The sequence below is a fragment of the Neobacillus niacini genome, assembly GCF_019749295.1.
GTDB lineage: Bacteria > Bacillota > Bacilli > Bacillales > Cytobacillaceae > Neobacillus > Neobacillus niacini_D.
In genome coordinates this window covers 45,364-64,544 of sequence record NZ_JACWFG010000022.1, presented here as the reverse complement: position 1 = coordinate 64,544, position 19,181 = coordinate 45,364, and the positions used below count along the sequence as shown (strand labels likewise).

Genomic DNA, 19,181 nt, shown 5'->3' with positions numbered 1-19,181 from the left:
TTATTTCACTCCCTGTATATGATTTTCTATATATTTTTCTAATTGAACTTTTGTAGGATAGCCGTCATTGTCACCAGGTGACTGAACAGCCAGTGAACCAATTGCATTTCCTCGAACAACAGCGTCATAAATAGGAAGCCCCTCTAAAAGCCCGCTTATTACACCTACAGCAAAGCCGTCACCAGCACCAACCGTATCAACGACCTTTTCAACAGGAAAACCAAGTACCGTTCCTTCTTCTGATGCTGTTTTATAAAAGGCTCCCGCCGGTCCCAGCTTAATGACCACAAGCTGTACACCCTTATCTAAGTAAAAGGAGGCGATATCACGTGGATTTTTGAAACCGGTTAAGATTTCACCCTCGGCCAGTCCTGGTAACACGTAATCAACCTGAAAGGCAGCTTCATTGATTTCTCTTACCATTTCTTCTTGTGATGCCCAAAGAGTCGGCCGTAGATTCGGATCCAGGGAAACCTTCCGATTATTTTTTTTCATAAAGGCTAATGCATGTTTAGCAAATCCCCGTGTTTTTTCCGAGAGAGCTAATGGAATCCCTGTCATATGAAGGTGTTTCGCTTCTAGAAAATATTCTTCATTGAAATCCTCTATAGAGAGGTGGCTGGCAGCCGATCCTTTACGGAAGTATTGAACCTCTGGGTCTCCCTCTAAGACCATTGATTTTAATTGGAACCCAGTTGGGTACCTATTGTCCAGTAAAACATGATTGATGTTGACGTTTTCATTCTTAAGCCGGTTAATTATAAATCTTCCAAACGCGTCGCTGCCTACTTTACTCGCCCAGCCAGAACCGAATCCTAGGCGGGCCAGGCCAATAGCAACATTTGTTTCTGCTCCTGCAAGCTCACGTGTAAATTGGCTGACTTCATCCAAGGAACCAGGATGATTGGCCATAAACATGGCCATTGCTTCGCCAAATGTAACAACATCTAATGCTTTCATGCTAACGCCTCACTTTCTGACATCATTTGAACATACTCTTTTGTTCTTTCTTTTGGCTGTATCGGAAACTCAAGTGCTTTTATTACGTGTGATGGAAGGGTGTTTATCACCTTTTCCCAGCTGTGGCCGATGCCTTTTTGAAGCGGCACAGTAACGAGCTCATCATTTTCCTGAACTACTTGCTTTAAATGTAAATAGTGGACATATTGGGAAAGCTTAGTTAGAGCTTCATCTACATCCTGTTTGGAATAGTACCAGTTTCCGGCATCGAACGTCATTTTAACTGGAACATTCTGTGCGTAGGCGCTTTCAAAAAACGACTTTAAGTTGGAGATATTACCTCCATGCATGGTCTGGTCATTTTCCACAAGCAATTGAATTTCTGGATGATTTTTTAAAAATAAATCAATTAGACTTACATTGGAAAGCTCTTGATCAAAATGTCCCAGTGATACTTTTATCCACTTTGCACCAAGTCTCTTTCCTTCTTGAAAAATCGTTGTTAATTCCTGCTCATTTAACTGAAAATCCTCTTTCCATAATTCAATAGGAGCTGAATACACCGTAAAGAGTTGATACTTTTCAATTTCATTCTTCAAGCTATCTAAAGATGGATCTTGATCTGAAAATAACTCCCGTCGAATCTCAATCCCATAAGCACCTGATTCTGCAATGAGCTTAATAAAGGAAGTTTGCCCATTCTCTAACACTTCATTTCTATCAAAGGTATTTAAAGGAACAATTATATTTTGCATGGTTATGACACCTTCTTTGAAGTAATCTAAAACGTTTTAGTAAACCGGTTTAGTAAATCGATTTAGGGATATTATATACCCAATGAAAGCGCTCTTGCAACAAAAAGTTTTTTATTTTTGCAAAAAAGGAATTCATGTTGTACTTCTCGAATCCATAACATGGACTTACTATATAAGCTAAAACGGATCTATAATGAGGATAATAGGAACGTTAAAGGAGGATGAAGGATGATAAAAATAGCAGCGTTAGTTGGGGATTATTGGCATAATGGTGATGACGCAAAGGCAGGTTTGGAGGCGGCCATTAATAGATTACCATACAAAGGAGAAACGGAGGTGCAGTACGTTACATATGCTGAAGTTTCACAAGCGCTTGATGAACAACCAGACCTCTTTATCAATGCAAAAATGAATGTCCTCAATCCTAGAGAGAAGCAGCTTGTCTCATGGTTAACAGAAGAATTAGATGAGAAAATTGTCTCCTATGTAAATGCAGGTGGAAGTCTCTTAGCTTGGCATGCGGGTATGGCTGGATATCCAAAGGAAACCCAGTACACCCAGATGCTGTGCGGGGCTTTTGACTTTCATCCGCCAGGCCTTCAAGAGGTTACATACATAAATGATGAAGTAACATTTACTCTCCAAGATGAGCATTATTTTGTACACTGTGATGTCGAGAATACCGAAGTAAACCTTCGAAGTACCGGGGTGGATGGTGATTCTATCGCTTGCTGGAAGCATTCCTTTGGAAAAGGAAAGGTATGCTGTTTTACACCCGCACATACAAAAGAAGGGATGTTAAATGAAAACATTTCTAGCTTATTGGCTGAGAAAATAAATTGGCTGTTAAGATCGATAAGCTAAACTGGATACAAGTACGAAAAAAGGCAATCCCGCGGACGAGATTGCCTTCTTGCTTTTTATCTCAATTTACCTGGATGAAGAATATGGAGGGAGATAATTTCACCGCAAGCTGTACATACGGTAAAATTCATTTCACACCCTCTGGTAAAGCTTTTTTCTACTGAGCGAAGGAGTTTAAGGTCACTTGCTTGAATAAATGAAGTTCCACCGCATTCTATGCATTTTTTAATAGATAACTCCATATAACACCTTCCCTTGAGGAAAACTTCCAATTAAGTGACGAAGAAAAAGACTCAAAGTTACAATCTATATTGATCATATTCAGTTTTATCTATTAAAATGCGTACTATTTTTAATTATTTTTTGAGTTTACTAGCGCAAAAATAGCAGGGGATTTCTTTTTTACACAAAAAAAGGAATCCGGCCAGTTGCCGGATTCAAAAGAAATCATATATAAAAGGGGGTTATGGAAGAGAGAGAGAAAAAAGTTTGTCCTCTTCATGTATTTATCTTACCCCTTAAGTATGAACAAATTATGAACAAAGGTGTAAGGTTCTATTAATATATTGGTTCCTGTTACGCCTTCATGCGTTCGGGCAGATTTTGAATCGATTGGACCACCATATCTAGCTTCGACTCAATTCGATATAGCAAGTAGAGGGTGACGATGATTGGAAACCCAACCTCACTTATGAGAGGGATCATTTGCTCCACGAGATTTCACTCCTTTCCTTTAGTAAAGGCCGGTCTCCAACCGGAAACCGACCTTTTTACTCTATTAAATAATTTCATATTCCGTAACATTGCGATCTATCACTCGGGCTCCTTTCACAGAAGTAAAATTACCATTTGCAGAAGTAAAAACGCCAGATGCGATAATTTCCTCCATTGCCTGTTTCACTACTGCTTCCTCAATCGGTTCCTTTGGATTTTCCACCGATAAACGAGCGGCTTTACCCAATTCAGTAACAAACTCCAACTCTAATGTTTTAGCCATTTTATTCACCTCCTATCACTATTTCTATTTTCCTTAAGCTAGTAAATCAGAATTGTCGACTTTCTCAATATTGCTGAGAGTATCACCTGATAAACCTATAATTGCCTGTGCTGCTTGGAAAAGTTGATCTGCTGTTGCAGACTTTTGAATATTACTAAAAGTCTTTGCCTTAAGAAGCGGCTTACCATCATCATCCATGCCTGTCTGAAACACCAAGCGTAATCTAGACGTTGCAATAACGGCTGTTGCCATCGTGATCACCTCCTTTCACCCTTTATATATAGAAAAATAGGTGAAAAGGACATGGTCCGAATAAATAAAATTGGTGGAGCACCCTAATTGCCCTAAGGCAGAGGTGAAAAGGGGGGAGGTCAATGCAAGGGAGCCAAATGGCAAAAAAGTTCGGCTGCGTCAAATTTCATGAACTCTCATATTAAAGAGATTTTGTGAACAATGAACATTATTTGAAACTGTGTTTTCTTGTGAGGATTCTCACTCTCATTACGCTTACAGCACTGATACTATAAAAGTAGTTCATCTAGTTAACTATTCTAAAGGAGGCACATTTTCATGCAAAAAAACTATACAAACCTATTCTCAAAAGGCAGGATTGGCAGCCTTGAGTTGAAAAATAGAGTGGTAATGACAGCTATGGGTACGGGTTTCGCGAATCAGGACGGTACCCCGTCAGAAAGAATTGTTAAGTATTATGAAGAGCGTGCAAAAGGCGGAGTGGGTTTGATTGTAACAGAGGTTACAAGGGTAAATGATGACCATGGTGTTGCAGGCACCGGCCAGCTTGCTGTAACGAAGGATGAACATATTGAACCTTTAAGGAAATTCGTTGACATCATTCACCAATATGGAACAAAACTATTTTTACAGCTTCACCATCCCGGCAGACAAAATGCGACTGCACTGATTGGTGGTCAGCCTGTCGTAGCACCAAGTGCTATCCCATGTGGAGTAATGCAGCAGGAAACAAGGGAGTTACGGACAGAGGAAGTGGAAGGTTTAGTTAAAGACTTTGTCAATGGAGCTAGAATTGCAAAAGCAGCTGGAGTGGATGGCATCGAGCTTCACGGGGCACATGGCTATTTAATCAATCAATTTTTAAGCCCTTATACAAATAAGAGAAGTGATAAATATGGCGGCAGCTTTGAAAACCGTTTACGATTCCTTGAAGAAATCATTTTAGGAATAAGAGAAGAATGTGGTGATTATCCATTAATGGTCAGGCTTACCGTTGATGAGTTTTTACCAAATGGAGAAGGAATTCAATTAGCTGAAGGCGTTAGAATGGTACAGCACCTTGAAAAACTAGGAATTGATGCGATTGATGTATCTTCAGGTATTTATGAGACTATGAACACCATCGTCGAGCCAACTTCCTATCCACAAGGATGGAGAACACATTTATCTCAGGCTGTAAAATCAGCGGTATCGATCCCGGTTGTTGCAGCGAATGTAATTCGAAAACCGGAATTTGCTGAGGAACTATTAGCTTCAGGAACCATTGACTTTATTGGTATCGGCCGCGGCCTTCTAGCAGACCCTGAGTGGGTAAAAAAGATAGAGGAAGGCAGAGAATGTGATATCCGAAATTGTATTTCCTGTTTACATTGCTTTGAATCTATTTTTGCTGGCGAGCTCGAATGTGCAGTAAACCCTAGAATGGGCCGGGAATTAAAATTTGATAACTTGCAAAAAGATGGCGGAGGCAGGACGGTGGCGATCATTGGTGCTGGACCAGCCGGTATGGAAAGTGCCCGCGTGTTAGCCATGAGAGGATTCAAGCCTGTTATTTTTGAAAAAGAAGCTCAAGTGGGCGGACAATTACTATTAGCCAACAAACCTCCTCAAAAGGAAAAAATTGATTGGTTAATAGAATATCTCGATTACCAAATGAAGGAACTTGGCGTTGAAGTTAGATTAAACACAGAAGCAACACTTGAATTTCTAAAGGAATTAGACCCATATGCTGTATTTATTGCAACAGGAGCAGATGCTTTTATCCCAGGAATTAAAGGTGCTGAGAGTGAGAACGTATATACAACCACAGATATACTAAATGGAAAAGCAGCATTGAAAGATAAAAGGGTTGCTGTGATCGGTTCAGGCATGACGGGACTGGAAACCGCAGAGCTTTTAGCCGAGCAAGGTAACAAAGTAACAGTGTTTGAAATGGCGAGTAAAATTGGACCAGGTGCCTATTTCCAAAACTTAATCGATGTTACCACTAAGTTAGCAAAGCTTTCTGTAGATATGCATGCAGGTCATAAACTTCAAGAGATAACAGCTGAAAAAATAATCATCGAAAAGGTTACAGCGCAGGAAGTAATCGAGTGTGCTGTTGACGCGGTTGTTCTTTCTTTAGGAGTAAAGCCGAATAATGCAATCGTTGGCACCATTAAAGAAAACTTTACGAATGTGAAAGTAATTGGAGATGTGAATGCACCTAGAAAAATTGCTCAAGCGATAAGAGAAGGATATACAGAAGCTTATCTTCTAGAGGTAAAAGAGTTAGTCACAAATTAAAATAGGCAGTGTTAATAGAGACCAGCAAATAGTTGCTGGTCTCTTCCTTTTGGCTATTATGTAGAAGGAAGTGACCATTAAAGGATACTAAAATAACGGCGATCATTAGCTGTTCAACAATCCGTCAAAACATTTCAAACAAACTGTGAACTTACCACTATACCTATGTTATTAACCGTCGATATCCCATATAGTGGAAATATAAAGAACAAACAAAATTGAAGGGCGGAATGACTTATGTTTAATCATTTTTTAAGAGAAAATAAAATCTCAGCAGCTATTTTAACGATCATTCGGTTATATCTTGGCTACGCTTGGTTCACAGCAGGATGGCATAAAGTGGTGGATGGATTTGATGCCTCAGGTTACCTGGCAAATGCAGTAGCAAATCCGGTGAAAGGTCCAGATGGCAGCATGGTTTACGGATGGTACGTTAACTTCTTAGAAAGCTTTGCACTGCCAAACATTGAATTATTCAACTTCATTGTTCCTTGGGGAGAAACATTAATCGGTTTAGGACTTATGCTAGGATGTTTAACAACAGCAGCTATGTTCTTTGGTCTCGTGATGAACTTCAGCTTTTTCTTAGCAGGAACAGTATCACATAACCCAACAGACATCTTCTTAGGGTTCATCATCTTAACAGCAGGCTTCAACGCAGGCAAATATGGGTTAGACCGCTGGGTGGTTCCATTCATCCGCAAAACAGCTAAGACATACATCGGAAAAGACAAAGCAAAAGCTGAAGCATAAATGGTTTAAAAAAAAACCGATTCGGAATCCGGATCGTTTTTTTTTGATTCCCACTTTTTTTTCGCAAACACGGAGGTTCTTTTTTTGATTTAGATTTTAGCTTTATTTCTTAGTGTTTTTATCGCTTTTATAAGCAGTATTATATAGCTAATCATTAGCCCATATCCTACAACCAATATAAGAATGGGTACATAATCAGGAGTGTGGGGTGAATCGGTTGACATCCCGGCTAAGAAGATTGGCATGATTGGCAGCATGAGGGCTGCTGGTCCTGAACCAATCCCGAGTACCGCACCGGCTCCAATGACAACCCATGGCCAAACGGGCTTTTTAGTTTTAGTCGGTAAATCCAGTTTGGCAGGTTTTTGCGCTGGCACTTCTTCAATCAGTGCTGGAGTCTGGCTGTTTTTAACCTGTTGATAACCCTTTATGGCTGAAAAGGCCTTCGTTAATCCCCAAATGGTCAGGCCGAGAATCCCGAGGATGATTGGAATATAAATGAAGGTAAAAAAACTAACTTCATCAGGCTTCCAAAAAGGGATTAAAAGAGTTAGAAGCATGCCTGGCAAGGCCCTTAGTAAAAATAGTCCACCGCCGATAAGGACAAACCAAGCCCATATAGGGTTTTCCTTTTTTTGTTTGTTCATGTAATAGTCTCCTAGAACTTTTTTACTATTATTATATGATTTTTAATAGAAAAAGGGAAATATTAGGATAATAGTGCTAAACTATATATCGACAGGAATTTTTCTAAGTAACAATAAAGGTTCGTTATTTCAAAGGGTTTGTTGTAGTTCTAATCAAACGATTAGTTAGGAAGAAATCAGTCAGAGTTTGCCGAATCTGTGACTATTAAAATGTTTTTAACTTATTCAGACTATATCTACTGTAGAATAGTATTAAGAACCAATTTAATATATTGAAAAATGAAAACGTTAAAATAGCTATCATGATCGTGTTGAGCTTAACACACTTTCCGCAAGGGTAGATTTTATAAAATTAAAAGGATGATGATAGAATGAGATACAAAGGCAGGATTATTACATTACTATTAGTTTTCCTAGTAAATTTAATCTACACTGCTTTTTATTTTTTAAGAGATGGTAAAATAGGCTGGATTGAGTATACGGGGTATCCAATATTGCTTCCTCTTGCTTGGTGGTTTGGTAAACAATACGATAAAGCCAGGTATTACTCGGAAAAGGACCCTTTAACTGGAATATATAATAGAAGATATGTTGAATCGGCTTTCACTGCTATTAAATCAAAGTTAGATCAAAATGGCCAAAGCGGTTCAGTTCTCCTTCTCGACGTAAATGACTTTAAATTGGTCAATGATCATTTGGGACATAAAATGGGAGATGAATATTTACTTCTGCTAGCGAATCAATTGAAGAAAAGTGTAAGGAAAACGGACATAGTAGCCCGTTGGGGGGGAGATGAATTCTTAATTCTTTCACCTGATGTTCAAAGTAAAGAAGAGTTGGACAAAATGATTGAGCGAATTCATCAAAACTTGAAGCAGCTTTCATTCAATAATATAAAAATAAGTGTTTCCATTGGTGCAGCCCTCTACCCAAAGCATGGCAATGACCTTGATGACCTTTTAAAAGTAGCTGATAACAATATGTATCAATTAAAATCACAAAAAAGGCTAAGAGATACATTGGGCTAGTCCCTGTCTCTTAGCTTTTTTGATAGGCAAAAAATACTTGTGGATAGCGGAGAATACTTGCTTTTAGATGCTGTTCAACATTCCGTCATAACATTTCAAACAAACTGTGAACTTACTACTATACCCATGTTAATAACTGTTGATATCCAATATAGTGTAAGTATAAAGAACAACCAAATATTGAAGGGCGGAATGAATTATGTTTAATCATTTTTTAAGAGAAAATAAGGTCTCAGCAGCTATTTTAACTATCATTCGTTTATACCTTGGCTACGCGTGGTTCACAGCAGGTTTTCATAAAATTACAGATGGTTTCGACGCTTCGGGGTATCTAGCAAATGCAGTAGCAAATCCCGTTAAAGGTCCAGATGGCAGCATGGTTTACGGGTGGTACGTGAACTTCTTAGAAAGCTTTGCACTTCCTAACATTGATGTCTTCAATTTCATCGTTCCTTGGGGCGAAACATTAATCGGTTTAGGACTTATGCTTGGATGTTTAACAACAGCAGCAATGTTCTTTGGTCTCGTGATGAACTTCAGCTTTTTCCTAGCAGGAACAGTATCTCACAACCCAACAGACATCTTCCTAGGCTTCATCATCTTAACTGCAGGTTTCAACGCTGGTAAATATGGTTTAGATTATTGGGTAGTACCGTTCATCAACAAAACTGTTAGAAAAAATAAAGCAAAAGCAACAGCCTAATAGGTTAGCAAAAAGATGGTTCGAATCCCCCTCGAATCGTCTTTTTATTGTTTTGACGGTCGGTCTTGAGGAAAAATCAGAGGAGTCACCCTTAAAGATTAGTCCTCAACCGGAGGTCTTGAGGACAAAACGCACGAGCTGCCGAGAGGATTAATCCTCAATCGGGGGTCTTGAGGACAAAACGCACGAGGCCCAAGAAGGATTAGTCCTCAATCGGGGGTCTTGAGAACAAATCGCACAAGCCATCAGAAAGATTAGTCCTTAATCCGAGGTCTTGAGGACAAATCAGAGCTGTCACCCCAAGAATGATTAGTCATAATCAAAGCATCTGAGATCAAATTCCCCACGCGCTAGCCAGTTCAATATTCCGTCATATCTTTTCAAACAAACTGTGAACTTAACACTATCCCCATGTTAATATCTGTTGAAATCCAATATAGTGTAAGTATAAAGAACAACCAAATATTGAAAGGCGGAATGACTTATGTTTAACAACTTTTTAAGAGAAAATAAAATCTCTGCAGCACTTTTAACTATTATTCGTTTATACCTTGGCTACTCTTGGTTCACAGCAGGTTTTCATAAAATTACAGGCGGCTTCGACGCTTCTGGATTCTTAAAAGGAGCAATCGCAAAACCGGTAACAGGTCCAGACGGAAATATGGTTTACGGCTGGTATGTAAACTTCTTAGAAAGCTTTGCTTTACCAAACATTGATGTCTTCAACTTCATCGTTCCTTGGGGCGAAACATTAATCGGATTAGGACTTATGTTAGGATGTTTAACAACAGCAGCAATGTTCTTTGGATTAGTGATGAACTTCAGCTTTTTCTTAGCAGGAACAGTTTCTCATAATCCAACTGATATCTTCTTAGGCTTCATCATCTTAACTGCTGGTTACAACGCAGGAAAATTCGGTTTAGACTACTGGGTAGTTCCATTTATCAATAAAACTGTTGGAAAAAACAAGGCAAAATCAGCTGCATAAGCAAAGAAAAAGACGATTCGCTCCCCCTTGCGAATCGTCTTTTTCCTATTTCTTAGACATATCTATTCCGACCGGACAACATTCCAAATATGATTACAACTACAGAAACTATAATGAGGGCAATGATGGGCATGGTCCACGAATGTGCTAAGTCAAATAAATAACCAATAAACAACGGACCTACTGCAGCTAGGAGATAACCAGTTGATTGGGTCATTCCGGATAACGATGCCGCTTGATTTGCATTCCGTGCGCGTAGTCCTATAAAGGTAAGAGCTAAGGGGAAACTTCCCCCCAAAGCTACCCCAATCAAGATGATACTAAGGATTAAAATTGGATAGGACGTGCCTAACAGTAACCCACTATAACCAACAACGGAGCACAGCCCTAACGTGAAAGCAATCCATACTTGTGATTTGGAACGTCCTGCAAGGACAGGAATAAAGAAACTCGCAGGTAATCCTACCAGCTGGGTAAAGGAAAGCATCCATCCCGCTGTGCCCATACTTATTCCATGACTATGTAAGATTTCAGGTAACCAAGAAATCGTTACATAAAATAAAAAGGACTGGAACCCCATAAATATGGCGATTTGCCAAGCAAGAGGAGTACTCCAGAGACGATTTGAGCTAGAACCCATTGATTGCTGTATGGCTTTGGAATCCCTGCCGTTACTTTTGCGAAGAAAGATCCACAATAAGATTGCGACAACTACCGGTATGGTCCAAACAATTTGGGCTCCCTGCCAGCCAAGGTTTAAATCCATAGCTAAAGGAATGCTGATTCCTGAAGCTAGGGAAGCGATTAATCCCATTGATGTGGAATAAACACTGGTCATTAACCCGAATTTCTCTGGGAACTTCTCCTTTACAACTGCGGGCAAAAGAACATTTCCAATCGCAATACCCAATCCAGCAAGAAGCGTTCCAGCAAAAAGAAAAAAGGTCATTGGGATCGACCGTATCGCGATACCGATTAGCAGAGATGTTAAACCAATAATTAACGTTAATTCATTACTTAGCTTATTCGCAATCTTTGGAACAAGTGGTGACATGATGGCGAAAACCACTAAAGGTAAGCTCATCAATAATCCTGCGCTCCAATGTGCAAGGCCAACATCTTCCTGAATCATTCCAACCAAAGGTCCAAGGGAGGTGATGGCGGGTCGCAGATTAAAGGCAATAAGTACAATCCCAGCAATGAAAAAATATATATAAGATGATTTCGTATTCGCTTTTGACTCTAATAATTCCAAGTATAGCAACCTCTCTCTCCTAAACAAACTTTCTAAAGTATAGCATAATCAGTCGGAATGAGGCTAAAAGAGAAATTCCAATCCTCCAGTAATTCAACAAAGAGTCGAGAAAGAACGAACAAATCTAGGTGTTCAACATTCCGTCATATCATTTTGAATGAATTGTGAAATTGTTCACATACCCATGTTATAAAGGTTAGAAACCGAGTATAGTGTAAGTATAAAGAACAAATAAATTTTGAAAGGCGGAATGACTTATGTTTAACCATTTTTTAAGAGAAAATAAAATCTCTGCAGCTATTTTAACTATCATTCGTTTATACCTTGGCTACGCTTGGTTCACAGCAGGTTTTCATAAGATTACAGGTGGATTCGATGCTTCAGGCTATTTGAAAAATGCAGTAGCAAATCCAGTTAAAGGGCCAGATGGCAGCATGGTTTACGGCTGGTATGTAAACTTTTTAGAAAGCTTTGCACTGCCTAACATTGATGTCTTCAACTTCATCGTTCCTTGGGGCGAGACATTAATCGGTTTAGGACTTATGCTTGGATGCTTAACAACAGCAGCTATGTTCTTCGGTTTAGTGATGAACTTCTCTTTCTTCCTAGCCGGAACTGTATCTCATAATCCAACTGACATCTTCTTAGGCTTCATTATCTTAACAGCAGGCTACAACGCAGGTAAATACGGTTTAGACTACTGGGTGGTAGCTTTCATCCGCAAGACAGTTGGAAAAGCAAAAGCAACCGCATAGCGATCAGCACCAAAAAGACGATTCGCTCCCCCTTGCGAATCGTCTTTTTGCGCTGCTATTTCACTGCTTCTGCTAGCAAATCTACGATATGAACACCGCGCATTTTCCCAGACAAGCCCTCGCGCTCGATCCCGAGCTGCATTTGCAGCAAGCATCCAGGATTTGCGGTTACGATGGTGGTTGCGTGCGTCGCTTTCGCCTGAACCATTTTATAGTCGAGCATGACCATTGACATTTCGGACTCAACAATATTATAAATGCCAGCAGAGCCGCAGCAGCGGTCGGCTTCTTTCATTTCCTTGAATTGTACCCCTTCTATGGCCTCCAACAGTGTTCGTGGTGCAGATGCGGTTTTCATTACATTCCGCAAATGGCAGGAATCTTGATAGGTAATCACTTGAGGCGGGAGCTCTAGTTTCACTTTTTTATGAAAAGAGACCGCTACTAGAATTTCAGAAATATCCTTTATTTTCGCTTTAAACGCCACTGCCCGTTCGCTCCAAGCAGGGTCATCTTTCAACAGATGGTCATAGTCAACAAGGAAGGCGCCGCAGCCGCCGGCATTGGTAATAATAAAGTCAGCACCTAAATCTTCAAATGCCGCAATATTTCTCTTAGCAAGCTCTTTGGCGCCATCCTTTTCACCGCTGTGTCCATGCAAGGCCCCGCAGCAGGTTTGCTGCTTCGGAATGACAATTTCACAGCCGGCCAATTGCAATAATTTCATGGTCGAATCGTTTGTCTTCATGAACATGGTATCCATTAAACAGCCGCTGAAAAACGCCACTTTGTGTACCTTTTCAGAAAGAGCCGGCAGGTGCTCAGGGCGGTTTTTCATTTCTTTCATGGTCGGTACTTTCGGAAGTACTTTTTCCATAGTCGCTAAATTATCAGGTAACAATCCTAAATAACCAGTTTTCCGTGCAAGAGTTTGAATTCCAGAGCGCTGATAGAAACCTAGCAATCCTACCATCGTGCGCATCCTGTTTTGGTGAGGGAATAACCCCTCAAAAACCGTTTTTCTAACAGCCCTGACAGGCAGAGAATGTTTTTTATTTTGATTGATGATATCTCTTGCTTCTTCCAGTAAGTGGCCGTAATTGACACCGGAAGGGCAGACCGGCTCACAGGCACGGCAGCCGAGGCAAAGCTCGAGTGAACGTTCAAAATCCTCATCTGGTTCTACGATTCCATCAACGACGGCCTTCATCATCGCAATCCGGCCGCGCGGCGAATGAGATTCCTTGTAGCCAGATTCAATATAGGTTGGACAAGTTGGCAGACAAAAGCCGCAGCGCATACAGTTTAACAGCTCATCCTCGTTCATCCGCTCTTTGAATTGCTGCTGGATTTTTTCTTGTTCGAGTAAGGTTGTCATCTTGTGATCACCACGCGTTTCTTGCTGTCTTTCGCAAACACTTTGCCGGGATTCATGATGTTATTCGGATCAAAAGCCTGTTTAATCCCCATCATTGCAGCGATTCCTTCTTTTTTCAGCTTCCACTCTAAGTATGGTGCCTTCATCGCGCCAACTCCGTGCTCCCCGGTAATGGTTCCGCCTAGTTCAATTGCTTTTTCAAAAATCTCTGCAAATGCCTTTTCAACGCGTTCCATTTCTTCATGATTTCTCGCGTCTGTTGCACAGGTAGGGTGGAGATTACCGTCGCCAGCGTGTCCAAACGTACAAATCGTTAACTGATATTTTTCCGTTATTTCATTAATCGCTTTAACCATATTGGCAATTTCAGAGCGCGGGACGGTTGCGTCCTCTAGAATGGTTGTTGGTGCTAAACGAGCAACTGCTGATAGTGCTGCCCGTCTTGCTGTTCTAAGTGCCATCGCTTCTTCTTCTGTTGCGGCAATTTGAATCGATACCGCATTTTCCAGCTTACATACCTCTGCGATTTTTTCGATATCACGTTCGACTACTTCAGGAGGACCATCTTGTTCAATTAAAAGCACAGCTTGAACATCTGTTGGCAGTCCAATTTGAGCATAATCCTCGACTACCTTTAATGTAGCTTGATCCAAAAACTCAAGCGTGGTTGGAATGATTTTATTGGCAATTATTTTCGAAACAGAACGAGCCGCAGCGGATAGGTCCTGATAAAGAGCGAGCATCGTTTTCCGTGTTTCCGGCATTGGAATCAGCTTCAAGGTTGCTTCGGTAATCACGACAAGTGTGCCTTCAGAACCGACAAATAGGCGGGTTAGATCATATCCAGCGACATCCTTTGCCAGCTTTCCGCCTGTTCGAATGATATCGCCATTTGGTAATACAGCTTCAAGGCCAATCACATAATCCCGCGTTACGCCGTATTTAAGCCCGCGCAAGCCGCCAGAATTTTCATTGATATTACCGCCAATCGTAGAGATTTTCATCGAACTTGGATCAGGCGGATAGAAAAGCCCTTTTTCTTCAATGGCATTGATCAAATCGAGGGTAATCACACCTGGCTGAACAGTAATCGTCAAATTTTCTTCATCAATTTCAAGGATTTGGTTCATATGTTTAAAAAGAAGGACAACTCCGCCCTCGGTTGGGCAGGTTCCTGCACAAAGATTGGTACCTGAACCGCGTGGAACAATCGGAACTCCATATTGATTACATATCTTCAAAATCTCTGAAACTTCCTCTGTATTTCGCGGACTGACTACTGCATCCGGCATCGATTGAAAGTTGGGTGTTGCATCATAGGAATATACTAAACGTTCCATTTTGGAATCGTCGAAGTTATCTTTGGTTACAATGGAAATCAATTTATCTTTTACTTCATTCGAGAGCATGCTATTTCCCCCATTTACCCACTATTTTCATACTACTTAAAGTATAAAAAAAACAGGCATATGCCTGCTATAGATAATCATCTAAAATAGGAGTCGAAAGAAGTTTATTTTTTGGTTATTCATCTAAAAAGAGAACAGCGAGATACAAACAAAACAAATCATGGATGGTATTTGGATTTAACCCAGTCAGCTCATCGACTTTCTTTAATCGATAATGAAGGGTGTTGATATGGATGTGTAAGGACTGCGCCGTATTTTTTAACGAGTGGTTTTGTTTAAATAATTCAGCTAATGTATCCAGCAGGTCTCTTTCATTTAAAATCGGTCCAATGGTCCGTTGAATGTATTCAGCTTTCACTTCTGGAGCAAGCTCCCCTGTAATCATTTCAAGGGTTAGTTCTTCATCAAAAACAATTTTCCTTGTCTTTCTAGCCATCTTCAATGCTCGTTCTGCCTGGGCATAAGAAAGGTGCAGATTTGGCGGAGGCGCACACTGGCCAACCCCAGCATAAGCAGCTATTCCAAAGCTATTTTGGATAAATTGTAGAAATTGTTCCAGGCGGGATTTTAGGTTGGTGAGTTGAACAGAATCAGAACTATGTATTAAAACAATGATCCGTTCATTTCCTGATCTTGTCACGACATCGTTTTTATTTTGGGAAAAGGAGTTCAGAATAGAGGACCACACATTCCTTGTTAAAGGAAACTTTCTTTCCCCCAATTCAATGACGACAGCAGTACGTTTAAGGTCAAGATTAATGGTCAGCGCTCGTGCTCTTTCCAGCAAATCCGAGCTAGGTTCTTTTGCCTGCAGCCACTCGAGGACAAAGGTTTCCATCGCCCGGGAGTGATATTCAAACTGCTCACCAAAGTAATTTTCACTAATTAACAGCTCTGTCATTTTGCGAATGATTTCTCCAAATGGGGTGACACTTTCAGGATCACCTGTAATCCCTATTACACCAATAACCTCATGTTGAAAAAAAATCGGGAGATTGATTCCAGCCTTTACGCCCTTTAATTGCGGGGTTTCTTTTTCGGTAATAATCAGCTTTTTCTTCTGCTTTGAGGTAATAAAAGCTCCTTCATGGAAGGAACCCACTCTCTCTTGGCGGGTGCTTGCCATAATGGTCCCGTCTGTGTTCACAACAATAATTTCTTCTGATATTAATCTCTGAACTTCCCGCACTATTTTTTCAGCGAGTTCTGGTTGAAGCATGGGGTATCACCATCCCTGTATATTCAGTATTTCCATGAATATGGTAAAAACTATTTTTGAAATAATATTTTAATTAATACTATAATTATAATGAAATAAAAGTGCGAAGGGGAGAATATCTTGAAATATAAAATGCTAGCGACGGATTTGGACGGAACACTATTAAATGACCAGCGAGAGATTGATAAGGAAAATATCAAGGCGATTCATGAGTACCGCGAAAGAGGAGGAAGGGTTGTCATTTGCAGCGGCCGTTCTCCACTCTCAACCAGGTGGATTGCCAATACGATAGGTTTAAAAGGAGAGCCGATTATCGCTTATAACGGCGCAGTTATCCTTGATGAAGACGGAGAAATAAGTGAGCAGTCCGTTTTCGAGCATGACCACCTCATGAGTTTTTGGGAATTGTGTGAAGCAGAAGGTATCTATGCTCATTTTTATGAAGGAGATACTTTACTCGTCCCAGCTGAAACGAAATGGAACAAGAATTGGATCGAGAATAATATCCTTGCGCTTGAAAAAACAGGGGCAAACTTTGAAGAACGAGAGAGTTTTCGGTGCCAATGTCAGGTGAAAATGGTTGATGACTTTTATCGCTACGTGAGGAGTAATCAACCTGTGATTACGAAAATTGCTGTTTTTAATGATGAGGGGAAACTGCCTGATTTTTCAAAAACAATTGATAAACAGGTAGGCGGAATGGAAATCAGCAGCAGCTTCAACTTTTTAAATTTGGAGATTTCACCGGCTGGTGTGAGCAAGGCTTCCTCTCTATTAAAGCTTAGTGAGAAGCACGATATTCAACTCTCACAAATTGCTGCGATTGGCGATAATTACAATGATTCCCTTATGCTAACTGCTGCCGGACTAGGGATTGCGATGGGAAATGCACCGGATGAAGTGAAGGAATTAGCCGATCAAGTGACGGGCAGTAATCATGAAAATGGCGTTGCACAGGCCATTCGACGGTTCTTACTAACATAATATTGAAATGGTATTTCAATATTTTATAAAAAAAGTTGAATTATCATTTCAACCGCGTTATAATGTGTGCATAGGTAATCGCTTACAGCTAGAAAAACGAACCAGGAGGAGAAGGAAATGATTGAAGAGAATCTTGAATTATTAACGACCGAATCCCGAAATAACGAGACTATGCAGATCGATACGGCAAGTCCAATTGATATATTACGAATCATGAACGAACAAGATCAATTAGTAGCCCGTGCTGTTAAGGAAGTGTTACCAGATATAGAGGCAGCTGTTCAGTTTGTATTCGAATCCTTTAAAAAAGGAGGACGCCTGATTTATATGGGTGCTGGAACAAGCGGCAGATTAGGGGTATTAGATGCAGTGGAATGTCCGCCTACCTTTAGTACAGAGCCAGAAATGGTAGTAGGGTTAATGGCAGGAGGAGAAGGTGCCTTTCTGAAAGCGGTTGAGGGCGCTGAGGATGATATGGACCTTGGTGTACGTGACCTGAAGGATTTGAATCTGACAGAGAACGACACGGTGATTGGAATAGCAGCCAGCGGCCGGACACCATATGTAATTGGAGCGCTTCGCTACGCAAGAAGTATTGGAGCAAAAACGGTAGCGTTATCGTGTAATAAGAATGCAGCGATTAGTAAAGAAGCTGATCAAGCCATCGAAGTCATTGTCGGCCCAGAGGTTCTAACTGGTTCAACTCGTTTGAAATCAGGTACAGCTCATAAAATGATTTTAAATATGATTTCGACTTCATCGATGATTCTTTTGGGTAAGGCTTATGAGAATTTAATGGTTGATGTTAAGGTGAGTAACCTTAAATTAAAGGAACGCGCGATTGGGATTATCCGTAAAATTACAGGTGTTTCTTACGAAGCTGCTTTAGATACGTTAGAAAAGTCAGGGCTTCAGGTGAAAACAGCCATCGTGATGATCAAACGCGAGACAACAAAAGAGGAAGCAGAAAAGCTTTTATCAGAAGCGAATGGCTATGTAAAAATCGCGATTCAACAATAGTTGTGTGAAAAGGTGGGAATGGTGTGGCTGCAGGCGGATTAAAAATGCTTCAAAACATGCTGGAACAGCTTCCGGCTTCTGAACGGAAAATTGCTCAATACATTCTTGAGAATCCAAGGAGTATTTTAGACAGTACAGTCAATGATATCGGAGCTCAAGCAAAAACGAGTGGAGCAGCTGTCATAAGGTTGTGTAAGTCACTTGGTTTGAATGGATTTCAGGATTTAAAGGTAAGAATAGCGGGCGATTTGGTAAAGCCTGCTGAACAAGGTTATCGTGACATCGAGCCTGGTGAATCATATTTTTCAATTGTCCAGAAGACTACCAGCAACAGTATTCAAAGTATCCGTGATTCTGCAGAGATTATCAATTACGAGGAATTGGAACGGGCTGTTCAGACATTACTGTCTGCTCAGAATGTCCATTTCTTCGGAATTGGCGCCTCAAATATTATTGCGAAGGACGCTCAGCAGAAGTTTCTTCGGATTCAAAAAAATGCAACCGCTTTTACCGATACCCATTTGGTTGCCACATTAATCGCTAATGCCAAAGAGGACGATGTGGTGTTTGCTATTTCACACTCTGGTGAAACAGCTGAGGTTGTGAAAGTGATGTCACTTGCGAAAGAGCGCGGTGTGAAGACCATTAGTTTAACGAAATACGGTCAATCGTCCGTTGCTTCGCTGGCGGATATTAAATTGTTTACCTCATATTCTGGGGAAGCAGCTTTCCGTAGTGCAGCAACATCATCAAGACTTGCTCAGTTATACATGATGGATATTATGTTTTTATCAATGGCAACCATCCAATATGAGCAAACAGTTAAAGCGATTGATCAAACAAGAGAAGCCATCCAGTTTATCAAAAAAGAAAATTAAACGTTTAGGTGGTGATGTGAACACACTATTACATTGTGTTTACTAGGGGA

The 19,181-nt window shown here is 40.5% G+C and carries 20 protein-coding genes; 10 read left to right on the top strand and 10 right to left on the bottom strand.

The window, feature by feature from the left end; translation table 11 throughout:
* Both H0184_RS23980 and H0184_RS23975 read right to left on the bottom strand, forming a co-directional pair.
* Entirely contained in the window at positions 1–960 is a 960-nt protein-coding gene (locus H0184_RS23980) for a sugar kinase (RefSeq protein WP_221829240.1), read from the bottom strand.
* Positions 957–1,715 (bottom strand): sugar phosphate isomerase/epimerase family protein, encoded by a 759-nt coding sequence (locus H0184_RS23975; protein ID WP_221829238.1) that lies wholly within the window; start codon positions 1,713–1,715, stop codon positions 957–959. The genes H0184_RS23980 and H0184_RS23975 overlap by 4 nt, the downstream gene beginning before the upstream one ends.
* 228 nt (positions 1,716–1,943) lie before the next feature.
* Here H0184_RS23975 and H0184_RS23970 point away from each other — a divergent pair, with 228 nt between their 5' ends.
* Positions 1,944–2,579 (top strand): ThuA domain-containing protein, encoded by a 636-nt coding sequence (locus H0184_RS23970; protein ID WP_221829236.1) that lies wholly within the window; start codon positions 1,944–1,946, stop codon positions 2,577–2,579.
* Positions 2,580–3,155: 576 nt separating this feature from the next.
* On the opposite strand, the gene H0184_RS23965 is transcribed toward H0184_RS23970, so the two are convergent.
* The 3 genes from H0184_RS23965 to H0184_RS23955 all read right to left on the bottom strand — a co-directional run bounded on the left by H0184_RS23965 (position 3,156) and on the right by H0184_RS23955 (position 3,828).
* Positions 3,156–3,293 (bottom strand): YvrJ family protein, encoded by a 138-nt coding sequence (locus tag H0184_RS23965; RefSeq protein ID WP_221829235.1) that lies wholly within the window; start codon positions 3,291–3,293, stop codon positions 3,156–3,158.
* Positions 3,294–3,357: 64 nt separating this feature from the next.
* On the bottom strand, positions 3,358–3,576 hold the full coding sequence (locus tag H0184_RS23960; RefSeq protein ID WP_221829233.1) for a DUF2922 domain-containing protein: 219 nt from the start codon (positions 3,574–3,576) through the stop codon (positions 3,358–3,360).
* Positions 3,577–3,609: 33 nt separating this feature from the next.
* Positions 3,610–3,828 (bottom strand): DUF1659 domain-containing protein, encoded by a 219-nt coding sequence (locus H0184_RS23955; protein WP_221829231.1) that lies wholly within the window; start codon positions 3,826–3,828, stop codon positions 3,610–3,612.
* 318 nt (positions 3,829–4,146) lie between these two features.
* Here H0184_RS23955 and H0184_RS23950 point away from each other — a divergent pair, with 318 nt between their 5' ends.
* Complete coding sequence (locus H0184_RS23950; protein ID WP_221829229.1) at positions 4,147–6,114, top strand: NAD(P)/FAD-dependent oxidoreductase; 1,968 nt, start codon at positions 4,147–4,149, stop codon at positions 6,112–6,114.
* Positions 6,115–6,351: 237 nt separating this feature from the next.
* On the top strand, positions 6,352–6,867 hold the full coding sequence (locus tag H0184_RS23945; protein WP_221829227.1) for a DoxX family protein: 516 nt from the start codon (positions 6,352–6,354) through the stop codon (positions 6,865–6,867).
* Positions 6,868–6,956: 89 nt separating this feature from the next.
* On the opposite strand, the gene H0184_RS23940 is transcribed toward H0184_RS23945, so the two are convergent.
* Positions 6,957–7,514: a hypothetical protein gene (locus H0184_RS23940; protein ID WP_221829225.1), complete on the bottom strand. Its 558-nt coding sequence runs from the start codon at positions 7,512–7,514 to the stop codon at positions 6,957–6,959.
* Between the two features lie 371 nt (positions 7,515–7,885).
* Here H0184_RS23940 and H0184_RS23935 point away from each other — a divergent pair, with 371 nt between their 5' ends.
* The 3 genes from H0184_RS23935 to H0184_RS23925 all read left to right on the top strand — a co-directional run bounded on the left by H0184_RS23935 (position 7,886) and on the right by H0184_RS23925 (position 10,233).
* Entirely contained in the window at positions 7,886–8,542 is a 657-nt protein-coding gene (locus H0184_RS23935) for a GGDEF domain-containing protein (protein WP_221829223.1), read from the top strand.
* A gap of 199 nt (positions 8,543–8,741) precedes the next feature.
* Complete coding sequence (locus H0184_RS23930) at positions 8,742–9,245, top strand: DoxX family protein (protein WP_221829221.1); 504 nt, start codon at positions 8,742–8,744, stop codon at positions 9,243–9,245.
* Positions 9,246–9,729: 484 nt separating this feature from the next.
* A complete protein-coding gene (locus H0184_RS23925) occupies positions 9,730–10,233 on the top strand; it encodes a DoxX family membrane protein (RefSeq protein WP_221829219.1) in 504 nt (167 codons plus the stop codon).
* 52 nt (positions 10,234–10,285) lie between these two features.
* On the opposite strand, the gene H0184_RS23920 is transcribed toward H0184_RS23925, so the two are convergent.
* On the bottom strand, positions 10,286–11,497 hold the full coding sequence (locus H0184_RS23920) for a CynX/NimT family MFS transporter (RefSeq protein WP_396953621.1): 1,212 nt from the start codon (positions 11,495–11,497) through the stop codon (positions 10,286–10,288).
* 248 nt (positions 11,498–11,745) lie between these two features.
* Here H0184_RS23920 and H0184_RS23915 point away from each other — a divergent pair, with 248 nt between their 5' ends.
* Positions 11,746–12,243 carry a DoxX family protein gene (locus H0184_RS23915; RefSeq protein ID WP_221829215.1) on the top strand — a complete coding sequence of 166 codons (498 nt, stop codon included), beginning with the start codon at positions 11,746–11,748 and terminating at the stop codon, positions 12,241–12,243.
* 55 nt (positions 12,244–12,298) lie between these two features.
* Here H0184_RS23915 and H0184_RS23910 read toward each other — a convergent pair whose 3' ends face one another.
* From H0184_RS23910 to H0184_RS23900, 3 genes are all read right to left on the bottom strand, one after another.
* On the bottom strand, positions 12,299–13,621 hold the full coding sequence (locus H0184_RS23910) for a (Fe-S)-binding protein (protein WP_221829212.1): 1,323 nt from the start codon (positions 13,619–13,621) through the stop codon (positions 12,299–12,301).
* Entirely contained in the window at positions 13,618–15,030 is a 1,413-nt protein-coding gene (gene glcD, locus H0184_RS23905) for a glycolate oxidase subunit GlcD (RefSeq protein WP_221829210.1), read from the bottom strand. The genes H0184_RS23910 and glcD overlap by 4 nt, the downstream gene beginning before the upstream one ends.
* 115 nt (positions 15,031–15,145) lie before the next feature.
* Positions 15,146–16,249, bottom strand: coding sequence for a CdaR family transcriptional regulator (locus H0184_RS23900; RefSeq protein ID WP_221829208.1), 1,104 nt, complete (start codon positions 16,247–16,249; stop codon positions 15,146–15,148).
* A gap of 120 nt (positions 16,250–16,369) precedes the next feature.
* Between H0184_RS23900 and H0184_RS23895 the strand changes: the two genes are divergently transcribed.
* From H0184_RS23895 to H0184_RS23885, 3 genes are all read left to right on the top strand, one after another.
* Entirely contained in the window at positions 16,370–17,233 is an 864-nt protein-coding gene (locus H0184_RS23895) for a Cof-type HAD-IIB family hydrolase (protein WP_221829207.1), read from the top strand.
* 117 nt (positions 17,234–17,350) lie between these two features.
* The gene (murQ, locus tag H0184_RS23890) at positions 17,351–18,253 is read left to right on the top strand and encodes an N-acetylmuramic acid 6-phosphate etherase (RefSeq protein WP_221829205.1); all 903 of its coding nucleotides are present in this window, start codon (positions 17,351–17,353) and stop codon (positions 18,251–18,253) included.
* Between the two features lie 23 nt (positions 18,254–18,276).
* Positions 18,277–19,131, top strand: a complete 855-nt coding sequence (locus H0184_RS23885; RefSeq protein WP_221829203.1) for a MurR/RpiR family transcriptional regulator — start codon at positions 18,277–18,279, stop codon at positions 19,129–19,131.
* Positions 19,132–19,181 lie beyond the last annotated feature (50 nt).

What these genes read in the sequence shown, in the direction of transcription:
- H0184_RS23980 (WP_221829240.1), bottom strand. Translation starts at nt 960, where the DNA reads ATGAAAGCATTAGATGTTGTTACATTTGGCGAAGCAATGGCCATGTTT.
- H0184_RS23975 (WP_221829238.1), bottom strand. Translation starts at nt 1,715, where the DNA reads ATGCAAAATATAATTGTTCCTTTAAATACCTTTGATAGAAATGAAGTG.
- H0184_RS23970 (WP_221829236.1), top strand. Translation starts at nt 1,944, where the DNA reads ATGATAAAAATAGCAGCGTTAGTTGGGGATTATTGGCATAATGGTGAT.
- H0184_RS23960 (WP_221829233.1), bottom strand. Translation starts at nt 3,576, where the DNA reads ATGGCTAAAACATTAGAGTTGGAGTTTGTTACTGAATTGGGTAAAGCC.
- H0184_RS23955 (WP_221829231.1), bottom strand. Translation starts at nt 3,828, where the DNA reads ATGGCAACAGCCGTTATTGCAACGTCTAGATTACGCTTGGTGTTTCAG.
- H0184_RS23950 (WP_221829229.1), top strand. Translation starts at nt 4,147, where the DNA reads ATGCAAAAAAACTATACAAACCTATTCTCAAAAGGCAGGATTGGCAGC.
- H0184_RS23945 (WP_221829227.1), top strand. Translation starts at nt 6,352, where the DNA reads ATGTTTAATCATTTTTTAAGAGAAAATAAAATCTCAGCAGCTATTTTA.
- H0184_RS23940 (WP_221829225.1), bottom strand. Translation starts at nt 7,514, where the DNA reads ATGAACAAACAAAAAAAGGAAAACCCTATATGGGCTTGGTTTGTCCTT.
- H0184_RS23935 (WP_221829223.1), top strand. Translation starts at nt 7,886, where the DNA reads ATGAGATACAAAGGCAGGATTATTACATTACTATTAGTTTTCCTAGTA.
- H0184_RS23930 (WP_221829221.1), top strand. Translation starts at nt 8,742, where the DNA reads ATGTTTAATCATTTTTTAAGAGAAAATAAGGTCTCAGCAGCTATTTTA.
- H0184_RS23925 (WP_221829219.1), top strand. Translation starts at nt 9,730, where the DNA reads ATGTTTAACAACTTTTTAAGAGAAAATAAAATCTCTGCAGCACTTTTA.
- H0184_RS23915 (WP_221829215.1), top strand. Translation starts at nt 11,746, where the DNA reads ATGTTTAACCATTTTTTAAGAGAAAATAAAATCTCTGCAGCTATTTTA.
- H0184_RS23910 (WP_221829212.1), bottom strand. Translation starts at nt 13,621, where the DNA reads ATGACAACCTTACTCGAACAAGAAAAAATCCAGCAGCAATTCAAAGAG.
- glcD (WP_221829210.1), bottom strand. Translation starts at nt 15,030, where the DNA reads ATGCTCTCGAATGAAGTAAAAGATAAATTGATTTCCATTGTAACCAAA.
- H0184_RS23900 (WP_221829208.1), bottom strand. Translation starts at nt 16,249, where the DNA reads ATGCTTCAACCAGAACTCGCTGAAAAAATAGTGCGGGAAGTTCAGAGA.
- murQ (WP_221829205.1), top strand. Translation starts at nt 17,351, where the DNA reads ATGATTGAAGAGAATCTTGAATTATTAACGACCGAATCCCGAAATAAC.